Source organism: Streptomyces sp. NPDC090108, assembly GCF_044747185.1.
GTDB lineage: Bacteria > Actinomycetota > Actinomycetes > Streptomycetales > Streptomycetaceae > Streptomyces.
Genome location: NZ_JBIVDQ010000002.1, coordinates 117,270 through 133,128 on the forward strand (window position 1 = coordinate 117,270; position 15,859 = coordinate 133,128).

The window sequence follows — 15,859 nt, forward strand, 5'->3', positions numbered from 1 at the left end:
GCGAGTGCAGCGTGCGGGCGGTGGCCGCACCGTCGCCAACGCGGGGATCGCGGCCGATCCGCCGGCGACGATCGCCACCATCGACCCGGCCATGTTCGAGCGCGTCGTCGAAGTGGACCTGCTGGGCGTCTGGCGCACCGTTCGCGCCGCACTGCCGCACGTCATCGCGGCGCGCGGGCACGTCCTGGTCACCGCTTCGCTGTACGCCTACTTCAACGGCATGACCAACGCCCCCTACGCCATGTCGAAGGCCGGCGTCGAGCAGTTCGGCCGCGCCCTGCGCGCCGAACTCGGCATCCACGGCGCCAGCGCCGGGGTGCTCTACCCCGGCTGGGTCCACACGCCCATCGCTGGAGCAGCCTTCGGAAGCAACGACATCACCACCCGCATGCGCGAGATCGCCTTCCCGTCCCTGCTCGGCAAGGCCATCGCCCCCACGCGCGTCGCGGACGCCGTCGTCCGCGGCATCGAGAACCGCTCGGCCCGTGTCATGGTCCCCCGCAGGTGGATACCGTTCTCCGCCCTGCGCGGCGTCCTTAACCCCGTCACCGATCTCATCGCCGAACGCCACCCCGAACTGCGCCGACTCCTGCGCCGACTCGAGGAAACCGCCGTCCCCACAGGCAAGTCCCCGCAGACCGACTCACCGAGCTAGGCTGTCATGCCCCGTTACGACCTGGCCGGGCGCACCGTCGTCCTCACTGGCTCCACCGGCGGCCTGGGCACCGCCCTCGCCCGGGCCCTGCGCGGGCGAGGCGCCAACCTCGCGCTGCTCGACCTCAGCCTCGCGGCCACCACGGCCCAAGCCCAGGACCTGGGAGACGAAACGGTCGCCCGTGGCTGGCACGCCGATGTACGCGACCTCGTCGGCCTGCAGCAAGCCATGGACGAGGCCGCCACGCAGTTCGGGCGCCTCGACATCGTCATCGCAGGCGCCGGGATCGACACCATGGCCCCGATGGCGACCATCGACCCGTCGGCCTACGAACGTGTCATCGACGTCAACCTCAACGGGGTCTGGCGCACCTTCCGCGCGGCGCTGCCCCACGTCGAGGCCCAACGCGGCTATCTCCTCGCGATCTCCTCCATGGCCGCCTTCGTGCACTCGCCGCTCCAGATCTCCTACACCGCGAGCAAAGCCGGCGTGTGGGCGATGTGCGACAGCCTTCGCCTGGAGGTTCGCCACCTGGGTGTCGGTGTCGGCAGCGCCCACCCCACGTTCTTCCGCACTCCGATGATGGACGACGTGACCGCGGACCCGGCCGGGCACGCCCTCTGGGGAGGCAACGCCAAGGGGTTGTGGAAGACGGTGCCGCTGGAGAAGGTCATCGCCGGTATCGTCCGCGGCATCGAGCGCCGTGCGGACCGCGTCGTCATCCCCAGGTACCTCACCCTGACCGCGAACGCTCCCGGTCTGTTCCGGCCGATACTCGAACGTGTCGGTTTCCGCCCTCAGACGGTCCAGCGCGCCCTCGGCCTCGCCTCGGCGTCAGGCTGGCACGACTCGGCGGTGCATGAGCGCCACCAGGCCGGTTCCCGCTGAATTCCGGGCTGAAGGAAGTGGCCCAGGGGGCCGGCCGTTAAAGCACCTCGTAAAGTAGCGGGAACCATGACAACCAAGGTCACACGCACGACACGTCGAGCCGCCGCAACCCGTGCGGCCATTGTCGACGCCGCCGAGGAGCTGCTGGCCGCCGGGGGCCCCGAGGCGGTCACCCTGGAGGGCATCGCCGAACGCGCGGATGTCGCCGTGCAGACGGTGTACAACCGCGTGGGTGGCCGCGCGGCCGTTCTCATCGCGGTTGCCGAGCGGGCACTCGAGGACAACCGGACCTACATGGACGACGCCTACGCTGCCCCGGGCACCCCGGTGGAACGCATCAGGGCCGCCTCGGCCGCGTACGTCCGCTTCGCCGCCGAGCGCCCGCACCAGTTCCGCCTGCTGGCCGAGCCGCCGGACGAACCCGCGGCCCTGGAACGGGTCGCCGCGCTCGTCGACGAGCAGAACGCCAAACTCGCCGCCGCCCTGGCCGACGGGGTGGCCGACGGCTCGCTCGCCGCCGACCTCGATCCCGTCACCACCGCCACCGCGTTGTGGGCTGCCATGAACGGCGTTCTCGGCCTCTCCTGGCGCGCGGACCGACTCCGCGCTGACGCCTCCCATTTGACGGAACTCGTCGCAGCTGTGGAAAGGGTGGTTCTCCGCGGACTGCTCGCCCGCTGAAGTCCGCCCGGGGCCGCGCCCTCCATGAACCCGGATCCGAAGCGACGGCGGCCTTCTCGCCCGCTGCCGGTCACCCCTGTCATCGTCCCTCGCCAGAACACGCCGTCCGCCGTCGTCCCGGTCATCTGCAGCGGGTTGTACAGCAGACCGAGGCTCAGGAAACGAGTGCTCGACCAGACCGCCTAGACGATGCCCACCTGCAGAACACGGGCGATTACGGGCACGGGGCGTGTGCGAGGCGATGGACCTGGACCCGGTGGCATTAACGGTCCGAACTGGCCCCATTTTTCAGGTTCCAGATGGCCCCATGCGGTCGTGCAGAGAGTCAGTGTTCCCGCTTGAGACGGCCCCGGGTTCCGGTTTCGAGTGGCCCCAGTCGATCCTGATCAACCGAGAATCAGGAGTCGGCCTCCGAGTCGCGCGCCCATTCCTCGCGCGGCCGTAGCTTCGCCAGGATCTGTTGGGCTTCGTTGCGGACCCCGGCGTCCGGGTCCGTTGCCAGCTCTCGGCACTGCTTGATCAGCCGGTCCGCGCCTTGGGTCGTCATCCATTCGGGGTTGCAGTCCAGGGCGGCACCGAGATGGTCCACGGCGTCGTCGGTGCCCGCCTGGCTGTAGGCCAGCAGGACATAGCGCAGGCCGATGGTGTCTTTGCGTTCGAGCAATGCCTCGGCCGTTTCCTGGATGACCCAAGTGTCCTGGGCGTCCAGGAGAAGACGGTGGAGGACGTCCGCCACTTCGTCGATCTTGTCCGAACCCGCGAGCTGCCGCCCAGCCGCCCCGCGAACGGACCAGGCCGGCGCCTCGGCATTCCGCTTCGCGGCGCTCAGTTCTTGATCGTTGAGGGGTGCCATGCCCACAGCCTGCCAGGAGACCTGGCGATCTCCGGATGATTTTCGTCAGCCTCGCTGCTGTCTTGAACGGCTCCAGCCTCGGCGAATGCCTCCGCGGCGTTCGCCGTGGCGGCGGGACCGCCGAGCACAGGGCCTCGCGCACCAGCCGCCGGTGGACGCCGTACTTCCGCGCGAGCGCGCGGACGGACAATCCTTCCCGCCATGAGTCGCGGCGGATCAGCAGGAATAGCTCTTCCTTCGAGGACACCACTCGGTATCGCCCCCCTCACGGAGACCTATACCGAGCGTCCCAGCCCCACGTCGGGGGTGGGGCCGCCTCAAGCCGGAACAACCCCCGAACGCTCCCATGCGCCCCACCGGTGGGGCCAACTCAAGCCGGAAGCGTGGGGCCGAGTCAGGCCGTTAATGCCAACCCGGCTCCGAACAACATCAACAACGTCCGTTTGAAGCTCAAGCGCCTGACCGGGCGCAACATCCTGACCGAGCCAGAACCGAGGCTGGTCACCCTGCCACGTCCGTAGTCGTCAGGCGAGGGCGACTTCATCCACAACGGCGAAACGGACATCAGCTCACATCCCGCCCTCTCAGAGGTGTCGCCTTGTGCATCCCGGGGAGCTAGCAGAGGCACCTGCTTGTTCCGGCAGCGACCGGCCACCACGGCCATGAGCATCCCCGGCGCTGGCCACGACCTGTACCTGGAACAGCCCGAGATCCTCTCTACTCCACCAGCGACAAGGTCAGCGATCACATCGGCCGACAGGCCTGTGATCCTCCGGTCGTCGGTGATCGCAGCACGACTGACACTTTCCACCACACGACCATGACCGGCGATCACGGGCTCGACGCCTCACCGACTATCGTGCACGAGCTCGTTCGGCCGCTGGCCAGACCGTCATGTCGACATCCACGAAGCTCAGCCCCTTCCGGTACCACAGCGCGGTCGACTTCACCTGGATCACGAGCAGCGCGATGTTTCCGGAGGAGTCCTTGGCGCAGATCTCGGTGCCAGCTGCCGCCGCTGCCAGTTCGAGACGGTGGCTGCCGGGCTTGTGGAGCAGGAGACGGCAGTCGTCGTACGTGGTCCCCGGCGGACCGAAGATCATGACGAACGTGCTGGTGTCGCTGTTCAGGGCGCAGTCGACTTCCTTGCAGTCGAAGCGGATGTCCCCCTTACGATCCTTACGCTGGACAGGCTCCTCGAGGCTCACTGAATCGCTCTCGTCCAGACTCCGCATGGCGTATGCGAGGGGCGTGGGCGTGGGTGGGACGAGGGGAGCCGCCCCCGGCACCCGACCGTCCTTCTCTGAAGGCGATGCCGATCCCGACGCTTCCGATGACCGCGTGGCCGATGTCGCCGGACCGGTGGTCGTCGACGAGGTGACCGTACCCCGGTGACGGAAGCCCTCCACCGCGTTGGTGAGCCGCCAAACCGCGCCCACCAGCAGCGCGGCTCCCACCGCCACGGCCGTGGCCATGGCCGCAGCCATGATCAACGCGGTACGTCTTCGGGCCCGTCGTTCCTCCGGTGGCAGTGGCGACGGTTGAGGCCACATCGGTCGGGTCGGCGGGACCAACGGCTCCGTGTACGGGGCCACGAGAGTCGGAGCGGGCACCGGAGCGGGAACGGTCACCGCCGGTCCCATGAACTCCCGCCATACGGCCGTTCCCGCGCCAGGGTCGGCGTCCGGGCCCAGCTGCTTCCGACACCACGCTACGACGTCCGCCGGGGTGGCCCGTTCCTTCGGTTCGGCGACCAGGCACCGGGCGAACAACGGGCGCAGCTCTTCGGGCAGCAGGGATAGATCGGGTTCGGAGTGCACGATTCGGTACAGCATGTTGACCGCGGAACCGTTGCCGTACAGCGGTTCGCCCAGTGCCGCGAACGCGGCCGTCTGGCCGAGCGCGAAGATGTCGGTCGCCGCCGTGACCTCCCCCGCGGTGGCCTGTTCGGGGGCCATGAACGAGGGCGTGCCGATGGTCGCGCCGGTGGCGGTGTACGAAGTGGCGTCGGAGGCGAGCGAGATCCCGAAGTCGATCACCCGCGGCCCGTCGGCGGCCAGCAGCACGTTCGACGGCTTCAGGTCCCGGTGCACGATGCCGGTGTCGTGGATGGCTTGCAGCGCCTCGGCCACCCCCGCCATCAGCCACAGCACCGCTGGGACGGGCAGAGGTCCGCGGCGGCCGACGGCCTCGGTGAGGGAGGGCCCGGGAACGTACAGCGTGGCCAACCAGGGCGGTGTGCCCTCCGCGTCGGCGTCGATCAACTCGGCGGTGTACGCGCCCCGGACGCGCCGGGCCGCCGCTATCTCCCGCCGGAACCGCCGTCGGAACTCCGCGTCGTCGGCCAGCTCCGGCCGTACGACCTTGATCGCCACCGGTCGGCCGCCCTGAGTGTGCGACAGGTAGACCCGTCCCATGCCGCCGGCCCCGAGCCGGGCGGCGAGACGGTAGCCGGCCACCGTGGGCGGATCGTCCGCCTGTAGCGGCTGGAACACTTCGGTCGCGTCATTCACGAGTCGTTGCCCCCTGATCCCCTCAACCCTGATCAAAAGACGACTTGATCAGCAAGGGAGCAGCCTAAGACATCGTTTCTTATGGCGTGATCACTAGTTGAACCGTGCATGACGGATCTGGTTGGGCGGTTGGTGCCGGACGAGTTATGGGTGTTGTTTCGGCGAGTGGTGCCGCCGACGGAGGTGAAGCGTCCGCAGCGCGGGGGTCGGCGGCGGGCCGGTGACCGCGAGACCCTGGCGGCGATCATCTTTGTGGCCACCTCGGGCTGCACGTGGCGACAGCTCCCGCCAGTGTTCGGTCCGGCCTGGCCCACCGTCTACCGGCGCTTTGCCCAGTGGAGCCGGGCTCGGGTGTGGGCGAAACTCCACCGCGTTGTCCTCGATGAACTCGGAGCCTGCGGGGAGTTGGACTGGTCGCGGTGCGCGATCGACTCCGTCAGCATCCGGGCGGCAAAAGGGGGCCACTGACGGGACCGAATCCGACCGACCGTGGCAAGGCGGGATCGAAAATCCACTTGATCACCGACCGCAATGGACTGCCGCTGTCGCTGGGCATCTCCGGTGCCAACATGCACGACAGCCAGGGCCTCGAACCGCTCGTGCGGGGCATCCCGCCCATCCGCTCCCGCCGTGGCCCCCGCCGCCGACGGCCGGCCAAGCTGCACGCCGGCCAAGGGTTACGACTACGACCACCTGCGGAAATGGCTTCGCCAACGTGGCATCCGACACCGCATGGCCCGCAAGGGAATCGAGTCATCAAAGCGGCTTGGTCGCCACCGCTGGGTCGTCGAGAGGACCGTGTCCTGGCTGGCAGGCTGCCGCCGCCTGCACCGCCGCTACGAACGCAAGCCCGAGCACTTCCTCGCCTTCGTCGGAATAGCCGCTGCTCTCATCGGCTACCGCCGACTGACCAAGTGCAACCACGTCGAAGGCCACGCGCAGCAGGGTAACGGCCTGCGCTGATGCCGGACCTGGGCGGCATTCGAGCAGATCAGCGAGATCACAAATCACTGGCAGCGGCCCGACTGGAAGCCCGGCACCCGCGCCTACTACTGGCTGCTGACGATGCCCACCACCGCGTTCGGCGACCAGATCCCTCAACTTCAGGCCGCCATCAGCCACCTGCCCTACGACCCGATACCCGACGACGGCATCCACCTGACCCTGGGACGAATCGGTGACACCGAGACCACTTCCCTCCGAGCAGTTCACGAGCTGCTCGGCGCCATTCGTGCAGGCATGTCGACCGCCTTCGACCTGACCGCCATCCCCATCACGGCATCCAGGGGCGCGGTCCGCTACAGCATCGCCCCTTGGACCCCGCTTCTCGCCCTGCACGCCCACCTTGCCCAGGCGACCGCGGGCGCCGGACTCGGACTGATGAAACCCACCAGCCACCTGAGACCACACGTCGGCGTCGCCTACTCCTCCCGCCGGTGTCCAGCCGCAGACGTACGAACCGTCCTCGCGCCCCTGCGGAAGCTGCCCCCTTCCACACTCCACGTCACCAAGGTGGACCTGGTGATGATGAGACGAGAGGCTGACGCCTACCGCTGGGACACCGTGGAGGAAGCACCGCTCGCCTAGCCTGAGGTATGGGGGCGGCTGGCAGAAGGCGGCCGAGACGGTGCCCGTCCGCAGAGACGGCGATGCCTGCTACTCGCCTCTCTCCCGCAACCGTACCTTCGTCACGTCGCAGACCGTTGTGCCTCCTGCAGGCACACACTGCCGGGAGGAGTCAGCATGATCGATGGCTGGAGCACGGTCTCGTCAACTGTGGGGTATTCGGGGATACGGTTGGTCGTGCGCCGCGACACCGTCCGGCGTTCCGACCAGAGCCTGGGCGCCTACGAGTACATCGAGTCGGTCGACGGTGTGCGCGTCGTGGCCCTCGATGACCGGGGACGGATCGCCCTGGTGGAGGAGAACGTCTACGTGTGCGGGCAGCGTCTACTGATGTGTCCCGGGGGCGGATGCGAGCTCGGCGAGGACCCGCTGGAGGCTGCCCGCCGAGAGCTGGCCGAGGAGGCCGGGATCTGCGCCGCCGAGGTCGAGCTGCTGACGGTGATGTGGCGGATGCCGGCTGGTGCACGCACCCGTGAACACCTGTACATCGCCCGAAACCTGAGCATCGGCGAGCACCACCGGGACGCGAGCGAAGCCGACATGGAGTTGCGCTGGGTCGCGTTGGAGGAGGCGGTAGCGATGTGCGGCGACGGTCGAATCACCGAAGCCGGAACCCTTGCGGCGGTCTTGCTCACCGCACAGCGCACCACCATCTCCTAGCGGGCCCCTCCTGGGACGTACCCGGTGGACACAGCAACCCGGGCGCTGCGTAGGTGGCGTATGCGCGCAGCCCGGCGCTGCGGGCGGCCTCCGCGCGGGCCGGGGTGGGGTCGACGACGGCGATCACGTCGATGCCTGACTCACCGCGCACAGGAGCACCTTCAACAGCCCGGTCCGCGACCGGCTTGGAGCAACAGTCGTGAGCGTCCCCAGGGCGCGGCCGGTGCAGCGCGAGTTGGACGACAACGAAGAGCGTGGGCGCGGCCTGCGTCTCGTGGCGGCGCTGGCCGCCGGCTGGGGCACGGACGAGCGGCGCTGGGGCAAGATCGTGTGGCTGGCCTGGAGGGGCGCGGGTGACCGTCGGAGAGCCTCCGGCCGCAGTGCGGCCCGTGCCCGTCCGTTCCAGCTGGTTGAGCTGTTTGGCACGGACGGGCGCCTGCGGATCAGCAGGACCCCTGCTGAACCCGGCCTGCCCGCCGTCGGCGGAGAGCCCGAGGACGACCAGCGGAACTGGCCGCCCCAGGGCGCGGCGAAGCCCCAGCTGGTGAAATCCACCGAGCCGGGTCTTCGCCGTCTCACGGGCGTCTCACACGCCGTGATCCGGCGGAAGTCGGAGGGGGCCGTTCGTGATCGTCCGGACAGGTGGATTCCCCCGCGCCGGCACCGCGTGTACGCGCCACAGCAAACCCTTGCTACGTCGGCGACGGCTTGATCGCCTTGGTGATCGGCGCGCCGTCCTTGTCGGTCATGAAGTCCCGGTGGACCGGCTTCCTGTCCGTCGGCGCGGGAAGGCCCGGGCACGCGATGCCGTCGCCGTCCCGGTCGAGTCCGTTCGGGTCGAGTGAGTCCGCTCGCAGCACCGCCTGCGCGTCGGCCTGGGCCTTGAACGCGTCGCAGTCGACAACGTGTCCCTTGTGCACATAGGGAGCGACGTCGAACGTATGCTCCGGAGGCCCGTTGCCGCCGCACGCGGTCAGCGTGATCGCCGCGAGCGCGCCGACCGCCGTGACGGAGATACGACGACCCGGCCGCGGCCGGTGATCCAGGCGTTTCTTGTGGGCGTAGTACGTGGAAGGGGCGATCTTGCAGTCGTGCTCGGTGAGCGTCCTGCAGATCGGCTCGACCCCACCGAAGCGGTCCCGGTGCTCGTCGATGAACGCTACGAGCGCGGGTGTGGCCGGTCGAGCTCGGCCGCGAAGAAACTCGCCGCTGCCTTCAGCATCTCGTTGGCCCGCTTGAGTTCGGCGTTCTCCTTCTTCAACGCCTTGATCTGGGCGGACCCCTCCGTCGTCGTCCCCGGCCGCTGGCCCGCGTCGACGTCGTGCTGCTTCACCCAGTTTCGCAGCGTCTCGCGGGAACCGATGCCAAGCTCGTCGACGGCCGCCTGCAAGGCGGCCGTCTCGTTCGGGTAGTCACCGCGGACTTCGGCGACCATGCGCACCGCGCGACGCCGCAGCTCAAGCGAGTAACGGGAGGGTTGTGCCATGGCTCAATCCCTCCATGGAATCGAGTCTCCACTTCACCCGGGGCGATTCAGGTGCAGAGAGGTAGATCAAAAGAGGTTGAGTTTTGCTGACTCCACGGCTCCCATAAGCCGGCAGTGCCCAGTCTCTCCGTCCACGCAAATGTAGCCGGTGCCGACGGCCATGTCGGATGGATCTCCGCTGTGGAGGTAGGCGACCGACTGGCAGTCGAAGTAGAATGTACCTTCGACCTGGGCATACTCTCCTTCAACGAGCGCGAAGGCCATGCCTTCGTGGCTCACCTCCCGGTCAAGAAACTCCTGCGCGAGCCTGGCCGCGTGTTCCATGTCCAGCATCAGTCCGTCCTGAGGAGGGAGAAGTTCCGCCACGTTGAGAGATCAGCGTGACCTGACTGACCGTCCAGGAACACCACGTCCCCCTCGACGTTCACGACGTTGAAAACATGGGCCTGCCGTCCCTTCTGGCCCATCACGATACCTCTGGCACCATCCCCCGATGTCTTGATCTCATGGACGATGCCCGAGATCGTCGACGACTTGAACTTCCTTCCGCCGTACAACGCCTCGATCGGCCCTGTGGAGCCTTCCATGAGAGCGCCGGGAGCGGAGGATGGGGCTCCCTCAGCCAGCAGGCGATCGACTGCAACAGCACATGCACGGCAGTTCGTCTCGCCACCCTGAGGGTTCACAAGTGCCCTGAGCTGAGGGGTGATGGGGGTCTTGTACGTGATGCCGCCGTATCCGAGCGTGACACCTCCGCCGCCGGGGCCGAACCGCAGGTTCCCGACCGCAACCTCAGCCTCTTCCGGGAATACGGCGGCCCGCTCCCAGCCGGTCAGTCCGCCGATGCCGACGAGGAGGATCTGCTGGGCGAGTTGGTCAGCCGCCTTGGAGTAGAGGTCCGACAGCTCCTCGCACCCCTGCTCATAGAACATGAACGAGGCGCGGTAGAGGCGGTAGGCGGGGCGGACGGGCAAGTACTTGTCGAGGAAGCCCCCCGCGCCTCCGTTGCGCCCGGAGAGGGCGTCGGCGAGGTCGCCGATGAAGATGAAGGGGGATTCGGCGCCCTCTTTCAGGCCGGTGCCGAAATCCTTGAAGGCTGAGGTGATGGGGTCCCACCAGCTCTGGCCCGAGGGGTCGACGGCGTAGGTCGGCCGGTCACCGGCGTAGGTGTAGGCGGAGGTGTAGGGCTCGGCGATGCCGGGCCGGATCGGGTCCTGGGCAGTGAGTCGGCCGGTGGTGGGGTCGTAGCTGCGGGCGCGGAGGTAGTAGCCGGCGGCGTTGGTGGTGGGTTCTTTGTACTGGCCGGTGTAGGTGAAGCGGTTAGTGGGGGGACTGGCGGCGGCGTTCGTCTGGGTGAGTTGGCCGTAGGCGGTGTAGGTGTAGCTGGTCTGGAGGTTGCCGGTGGCGTCGGTGAGGTCGGTGACCGAGCCGAGTTGGTCGTGGTGGTAGAAGTAGGCGGAGCCGTCGGCGGTCGTCTGGGACTGGATCTGTTCGAGGGGGTTGTCCTGGTAGGCGGCGATGAGGCTGCCGGAGCCGCTGTATTCCGCGGCGGCCTGGGGCAGGCTGTTGTTAGGGTCCCAGAGGCTAGTGCGCAGCAGGCCGGTGCCGGTTTTTGAGGCGGTGGTGCGGTTGCCGTCGGCGTCGTAACCGTAGGTGTAGGTGGCGCTGAGCGTGGTGAGTGAGGCGAGACGGTTGGCGGCGTCGTAGGTGAAGGTGTTGGTGCCGTCGCTGGTCTGGTTGCCGTTGTCGTCGTAGGTGTAGGTGCGGGTGGTAGTGCCGGTGGCGGCGGTATTCAGCTGGTCGGCCGCGTCGTAGGTGTAGGTAGTGGCGGTACCGCCGGTGGTCGAGGTGAGGCGGTTGCCGACACTGTCGTAGGTGTAGGCGATGCTGGCTGTGGTATCGGGGCACTGGGCGGCGGCGGTGGCGGAGGTGCAGTCGGTCAGCAGCCGTCCGGCGCTGTCGTAGGTGTAGTACTCGTACGAGGCGGGTTTGCCGAGCCGGGTGAAGTCCACGCGGGTGGGTTGGCCGGCGCCGTCGAGGGTGAGTTGCCAATTTGCCAGGGTGGTGGTGCCCTTGACGCTGCCGATGGAGGCTAGGTGTCCGGCGTTGTCGTAGGACCTTTTCTCCGTGTACCCGTTCGCGGCGGGCAGTGTGGTCGTTGTGAGGTTGTCGGCCTGGTCGTAGGCGTAGGAGACGGTGCCAGCGGGGCCGGTCTGGGAGGTTTGGCGGGAGTCGTCGTCGTAGCCGTACGTCGTCTTCTGCCCCGATGCCGGAGCGGTGGCGGTGTAGTCCTGGGCGCGGGAGGTGATCCGCCCGTCGTCATCGTAGGTGTAGGCGAAGGCGCCCTTGCCTGTCGACGGGGTCACCGACGTCAGCCGGCCGTCCAGGTCGTACCCGAAGGTTCGCGTCCCGGTTCCGTCGGTGACGGTCTTGTGCTGCCGGGCTGCGTCGTAGGTGTAGCTGATGGCTGGGGTGGAGTCGCTGTAGGTCGTCGCCGTCGGCAGGTTCCGCGCGTCGAAGGTGGTGGTGGCGATGATGCCGCGGGCGTCGGTGACCGTGGTGGTGTTGCCGTCCGCGTCGTACCCGAACGACTGTTTGCGGCCCAACGGGTCGGTGACGCCCGTCTGCCGTCCGGCGCCGTCGTAACCGTACGTCGTGGTGTGCCCGTTGGGGTCCTTGCGCGTGTCCAGCGTGCCCGTGACGTTGTACGAGTAGGTGGTCGCGGCCCCGTCCGGACCGGTCACCTTCGCGATCCGGCCCAGCTCGTCGTAACCAGTCTTCGTGACCCGTCCCAGCGGGTCGGTCACTGACGTGCTGTGGTTCATCGTGTCGTAGGCGGAGACGGTCTTCTTGCCGAGCGGGTCAGTGACCGTCGTCTGGTTGCCCGCCGGGTCGTAGCCGTACGTCGTGGTGTATTTCGTGGGATCTGCTCCGGAGGCGTTGCCTCGAGGATCGACCTCGGTCTGCATCCGCCCGTCGGCGTCGAACGTCCACGAGGTGACGAATCCGAGCGGCGATGTCTGGCTGGTGCGGTTACCGTCCGCGTCGTACCCGTACGACGTCACCTTCCCCAGTGGGTCCTTCACCGACTTCTGTCGGTCGGCCGTGTCGTAGGTGTACGTCGTCACCTTCCCCAGCGGGTCGGTGGTGGTGGCAACGTTGTTGTTGCCGTCGTAAGTGGTCTTGGTAACGTGACCGAGCGGATCGGTTACTGACACGACCCGGTCCAAGGCGTCGTAAGCGGACTTGGTGACCGCTCCGGTCGGGTCGGTAACCTGCGTCTGGTTGCCGTTGGCGTTGTAGGCGTAACTGGTGGTGTAAGCCGCCTTGTTGGCGCCTGTGCCGTTGCCGCGCGGCGAGACCGTGCTGAGCAGCTGCCCGTTCTTGTTGTAGGCGTAGGTCGTGGTGTTGCCGAGCGGGTCGGTGACCGAGGCGAGGTTGCCCGCCGAGTCATAGGTGTTGGTGGTGACCTTCCCCGCGGGGTCCGTGCTGGTCAGGACGTTCCCGGCCGGATCGTGGGTGTATGACGTGGTGTGGCCTGTGGCATCCTTGACGGAGGTGAGCTGCCCGGCGTCGTCGTAGCCGTAGTTGGTCGCATGCCCCAGCGGGTCGGTCACCGACGACAGCAACCCTCGCGCATCGTAGGCGTAGGTCGTGGTGTAGGCGGCCAGGTCCGCGCCGGAGACATTCCCGCGCGGGTCGGTCTTGGACAGGATGTGCCCGGCGGCGTCGTAGGTGAAGGTCGTCTTCTCACCCAGCGGCGTGGTGACCGACGTCCGGTTGCCGGCCGCGTCGTATCCGTAGGTCGTCCTCTTGCCCCGCGGGGTCGTGACCGAGTCGAGCGCGCCGAGCGAGGTGTAGGTGTAACTCACCTTCCCCGTCGCCGGGTCAGTAACGGTGGCTACCTGCTTGGCGGAATTGTACGTGTACGCGGTGGTGTTGCCGCGGCCGTCGGTGTGGGTGGCGACATTGCCGGCTGCGTCGTACGTCCAGCTCTCGCTGACGCCCAAGGATGACGGCGCGGTGCGGGTTAGCATGTTCCCCGCGCTGTCATAGGTCATCGTGGTGGTGTTACCGAGCCGGTCGGTGGAGTCCACCGGGTGGAGCGACTTGTCGTAGTCGTAGGAGACCTGGTTGCCGTAGGGGTCGATGCTCTCCATCAGCACGTTGCCGGAGTAGACGTCCGACCACACTCCGCCGTCGGCATCGGTAGTGTTCGAGGTACGGCTGCCATCCCAGGCGAAGGTGGTCTTCCTGCCGTTCGCATCGGTCTGGCTGTTCACCCGGCCGTTGGCGTCGTAGCCGTTGGCGATCTTCCCGCCGCTCGGGTCGGTCACGGTGGTGAGCCGCTTCGCCGAGTCGTACCCGTACCTCGTGGTCTTGCCCGCTGGATCAGTCACCGAGGTCAGCAACCCGGAGGTGTACCCGTACCCGACCGTCGTCGCATCCGGAAGTGTGACCTTGCTCAGCAGCCCGTCTGAGCCCACCGTGAAAGCAGTGGAGCGTCCGGCGGCATCAGTGACCGAGGACAGACGTCCCGAGGAGTACGACAGGGCCAGACCGTGACCACTGGCATCGTCCAGGGCCGTCAACTGGCCGCCACTGGTGAATAAGCTCGCCGAATGGTCCTCGTCGGTGACGGTGTAAGTCCCCCTGACGCGGTCAGCTTCAAGAGCGTGCCCGCTGGCGCAGCGTATGTACCGTCGCTCTGCTTCGCGAAGACGATCTGCGAACCGTCCGTAGTGAGCAGCGTGGCGGTGTTCGAGCCGAGTGTCAGTTTAGAGTCGAACGGTGTCGTCCAGCCCGGCCCCAGCAGTCCCACGGCCGTCGAGTCCGAACGGTAGTAGCGGTCGAGGGTCAGCGGCTTGCCCGCACCGACCAAGCGTGCGTCGGTAGCCTTCTCGAAATACGTGCCCGTGGCGGTGTTCACCGGGTCCGCCCGGTGCGATTGTGCATAGCACGTGCAGATGCCCACCTCCGCGCCCGGGATGTCCGGTGTGTAGAAGGCGGTCGCGTACGGCGAGGTTGTGCCGTTCGCACTGGCGGTGCCGTCGGTACCATCCATGAAGATCCAGGCGTAATACTTCTTGCCGTCCTGCAGCGGACCGCCGGGCTGGTTCGACGCCCACCAGAAGCACTGGTTCGCCGGGTAGGAATTGGCCGGCCACCATCCGTAGCACCAGGCCCCCGTCTCCAGGAACTTGCCAGCCGGGTCACCGGAGGACTTCTTGATCTCCTGCTGGACGACGAAGTTGCCTGCCGAGTCGATGACATACAGCCACATACCGGAGTACGTGGCCGCCGTGCCGGAGCCGAACTGCAGGTTCCCGCCGATCGACATGTATCCCGGATAGGCCGTCGCGTACGCCGTCACCCACGCCGGGTCGGGCGTCGCCGCGGCACTCCGCGGCGCGAGGGCGCTGCCGCTGCCCGACCGATGCGCGGCCGGCCCCTTGCGCAGGTCCTTGCCCGGGCGGGTTGCGGGTCTAGCATGCGGGCGCAGACCCGGCTTCATCGGCCGCGGCCGCACATAGCCCCGCATCGGCGACACCAGCCCCTGGCCGTGCGTCACCTGACTGCGTCGATCGGCCAGCGTCATCGCCTTCGGCGGCTTCGGAAGATCAGCCGCAGTCCTCGGCTTCACCACAGAGGACGCGAGCGACGCAGCCGTCCTGTTCGGAAGGGCCCATGACGGTGCCACGCCTGCGATGGCCACTAGGGCCAGGGTCAGGAGCGTGACGACTAACCTTCGTGCTCGTGTATGCACTGTGGATCCCCTGTGATCAAGTCGTGAAGGCGCAACAGGGATCTTTGGCTGACGGGGCCGCAGAGAAACCTGCGGCCTGTGGGTTGTCTGAAAGCGTCGGTGAGCTGCGAAAGCGTGCTGTGCAACGCCTGGCCAACAGGGGCGACGACGGAGTGCCGCAGTCGAAAATGGCGTGAACGTGTCAGAGTGCTGGGATCGGGACCCGATGGGGTCGGGTGCCCAGGCCGACGGCTACCGGCAACGCCGGTTCAGTTAGAACTCCTAACGAAAAGCCCTCTCGGTCTCTTCTGATTCCTCGTGTCCCGGTCCGGCGGCGTAGGCCAGCGGGGGTGCGACGAAATAGTCCCCGCCCACCGCTTTTTCGGGGCCCGCTCATGCTGTCTTCGACACGCCGCCGTCGTTATCCGTCCGACAGCACGGCCGCGGAGTGGGCCCGTCGCGACGGCCTGGAACGCCCTCAGATCCGGCGCCCCCGCCCCCGAGGCGGCCCGCCGTGGCGACGGAAGCGGCCGCCGCGCAGGGCGTCTTGATCTGATATGGCCCACCCACGTCTCCGCCCAGTCGGCGGCCGGGATCGGAGGACCGGCGTATGCGATTGATGATCAGACCGCCATCAAGGTGGCCGACGGCGCCGTAGAAGTGGTCTCCGAGGGTCACTGGAAGTTGTTCAGTCCTTCCGCCTGATGGACCGTGGTGCCGTGGAAAAAAGGTGTGCCTGTCGGCCCGGACC

General features: G+C 67.7%; 11 protein-coding genes and 4 pseudogenes. 6 read left to right on the top strand and 9 right to left on the bottom strand.

All coding sequences use genetic code 11. The features are described 5' to 3' along the window. The first annotated feature begins 4 nt into the window (after nucleotides 1-4). The 3 genes from ACIPRD_RS05860 (at nucleotide 5) to ACIPRD_RS05870 (ending at nucleotide 2,224) form a co-directional block, all read left to right on the top strand. Entirely contained in the window at nucleotides 5-655 is a 651-nt protein-coding gene (locus ACIPRD_RS05860) for an SDR family oxidoreductase (protein ID WP_401560248.1), read from the top strand. Between the two features lie 6 nt (nucleotides 656-661). Next, a complete protein-coding gene (locus ACIPRD_RS05865; protein WP_401560251.1) occupies nucleotides 662-1,543 on the top strand; it encodes an SDR family NAD(P)-dependent oxidoreductase in 882 nt (293 codons plus the stop codon). 66 nt (nucleotides 1,544-1,609) lie between these two features. Then, complete coding sequence (locus ACIPRD_RS05870; RefSeq protein ID WP_401560254.1) at nucleotides 1,610-2,224, top strand: TetR/AcrR family transcriptional regulator; 615 nt, start codon at nucleotides 1,610-1,612, stop codon at nucleotides 2,222-2,224. A 397-nt stretch (nucleotides 2,225-2,621) separates the two neighbouring features. On the opposite strand, the gene ACIPRD_RS05875 is transcribed toward ACIPRD_RS05870, so the two are convergent. Together ACIPRD_RS05875 and ACIPRD_RS05880 are read right to left on the bottom strand one after the other, a co-directional pair. Then, nucleotides 2,622-3,077, bottom strand: a complete 456-nt coding sequence (locus ACIPRD_RS05875) for a hypothetical protein (RefSeq protein WP_401560257.1) — start codon at nucleotides 3,075-3,077, stop codon at nucleotides 2,622-2,624. A gap of 854 nt (nucleotides 3,078-3,931) precedes the next feature. Then, a complete protein-coding gene (locus ACIPRD_RS05880; RefSeq protein ID WP_401560260.1) occupies nucleotides 3,932-5,590 on the bottom strand; it encodes a serine/threonine-protein kinase in 1,659 nt (552 codons plus the stop codon). A 108-nt stretch (nucleotides 5,591-5,698) separates the two neighbouring features. Here ACIPRD_RS05880 and ACIPRD_RS05885 point away from each other — a divergent pair. The 3 genes and pseudogenes from ACIPRD_RS05885 to ACIPRD_RS05895 all read left to right on the top strand — a co-directional run bounded on the left by ACIPRD_RS05885 (nucleotide 5,699) and on the right by ACIPRD_RS05895 (nucleotide 7,876). Next, nucleotides 5,699-6,553 (top strand): annotated as a pseudogene (locus tag ACIPRD_RS05885) (IS5 family transposase). A gap of 102 nt (nucleotides 6,554-6,655) precedes the next feature. Beyond that, nucleotides 6,656-7,177 carry a 2'-5' RNA ligase family protein gene (locus tag ACIPRD_RS05890; protein ID WP_401560262.1) on the top strand — a complete coding sequence of 174 codons (522 nt, stop codon included), beginning with the start codon at nucleotides 6,656-6,658 and terminating at the stop codon, nucleotides 7,175-7,177. A gap of 156 nt (nucleotides 7,178-7,333) precedes the next feature. Then, nucleotides 7,334-7,876, top strand: coding sequence for an NUDIX domain-containing protein (locus ACIPRD_RS05895; protein ID WP_401560265.1), 543 nt, complete (start codon nucleotides 7,334-7,336; stop codon nucleotides 7,874-7,876). Between the two features lie 692 nt (nucleotides 7,877-8,568). On the opposite strand, the gene ACIPRD_RS05900 is transcribed toward ACIPRD_RS05895, so the two are convergent. From ACIPRD_RS05900 to ACIPRD_RS05930, 7 genes and pseudogenes are all read right to left on the bottom strand, one after another. Next, complete coding sequence (locus tag ACIPRD_RS05900) at nucleotides 8,569-8,796, bottom strand: excalibur calcium-binding domain-containing protein (RefSeq protein ID WP_401561827.1); 228 nt, start codon at nucleotides 8,794-8,796, stop codon at nucleotides 8,569-8,571. Between the two features lie 126 nt (nucleotides 8,797-8,922). Further along, nucleotides 8,923-9,146: pseudogene (locus ACIPRD_RS05905) on the bottom strand (IS3 family transposase); the annotation flags it as partial. Between the two features lie 15 nt (nucleotides 9,147-9,161). Then, nucleotides 9,162-9,362: pseudogene (locus ACIPRD_RS05910) on the bottom strand (IS3 family transposase); the annotation flags it as partial. A gap of 66 nt (nucleotides 9,363-9,428) precedes the next feature. After that, nucleotides 9,429-9,695, bottom strand: coding sequence for a hypothetical protein (locus tag ACIPRD_RS05915; protein ID WP_401560268.1), 267 nt, complete (start codon nucleotides 9,693-9,695; stop codon nucleotides 9,429-9,431). Beyond that, entirely contained in the window at nucleotides 9,695-13,762 is a 4,068-nt protein-coding gene (locus ACIPRD_RS05920) for an RHS repeat-associated core domain-containing protein (protein ID WP_401561830.1), read from the bottom strand. The genes ACIPRD_RS05915 and ACIPRD_RS05920 overlap by 1 nt, the downstream gene beginning before the upstream one ends. A 138-nt stretch (nucleotides 13,763-13,900) precedes the next feature. Then, a pseudogene (locus ACIPRD_RS05925) lies at nucleotides 13,901-13,954 on the bottom strand (hypothetical protein); the annotation flags it as partial. Further along, nucleotides 13,951-15,078: a DUF6531 domain-containing protein gene (locus ACIPRD_RS05930; protein WP_401560271.1), complete on the bottom strand. Its 1,128-nt coding sequence runs from the start codon at nucleotides 15,076-15,078 to the stop codon at nucleotides 13,951-13,953. The gene ACIPRD_RS05930 and the pseudogene ACIPRD_RS05925, both read right to left, overlap by 4 nt. Nucleotides 15,079-15,859: the final 781 nt, after the last annotated feature.

Excerpts from the sequence above, each read along its gene's own strand:
- ACIPRD_RS05865 (WP_401560251.1), top strand. The coding sequence starts at position 662 with ATGCCCCGTTACGACCTGGCCGGGCGCACCGTCGTCCTCACTGGCTCC.
- ACIPRD_RS05870 (WP_401560254.1), top strand. The coding sequence starts at position 1,610 with ATGACAACCAAGGTCACACGCACGACACGTCGAGCCGCCGCAACCCGT.
- ACIPRD_RS05875 (WP_401560257.1), bottom strand. The coding sequence starts at position 3,077 with ATGGCACCCCTCAACGATCAAGAACTGAGCGCCGCGAAGCGGAATGCC.
- ACIPRD_RS05890 (WP_401560262.1), top strand. The coding sequence starts at position 6,656 with ATGCCCACCACCGCGTTCGGCGACCAGATCCCTCAACTTCAGGCCGCC.
- ACIPRD_RS05895 (WP_401560265.1), top strand. The coding sequence starts at position 7,334 with ATGATCGATGGCTGGAGCACGGTCTCGTCAACTGTGGGGTATTCGGGG.
- ACIPRD_RS05915 (WP_401560268.1), bottom strand. The coding sequence starts at position 9,695 with ATGCTGGACATGGAACACGCGGCCAGGCTCGCGCAGGAGTTTCTTGAC.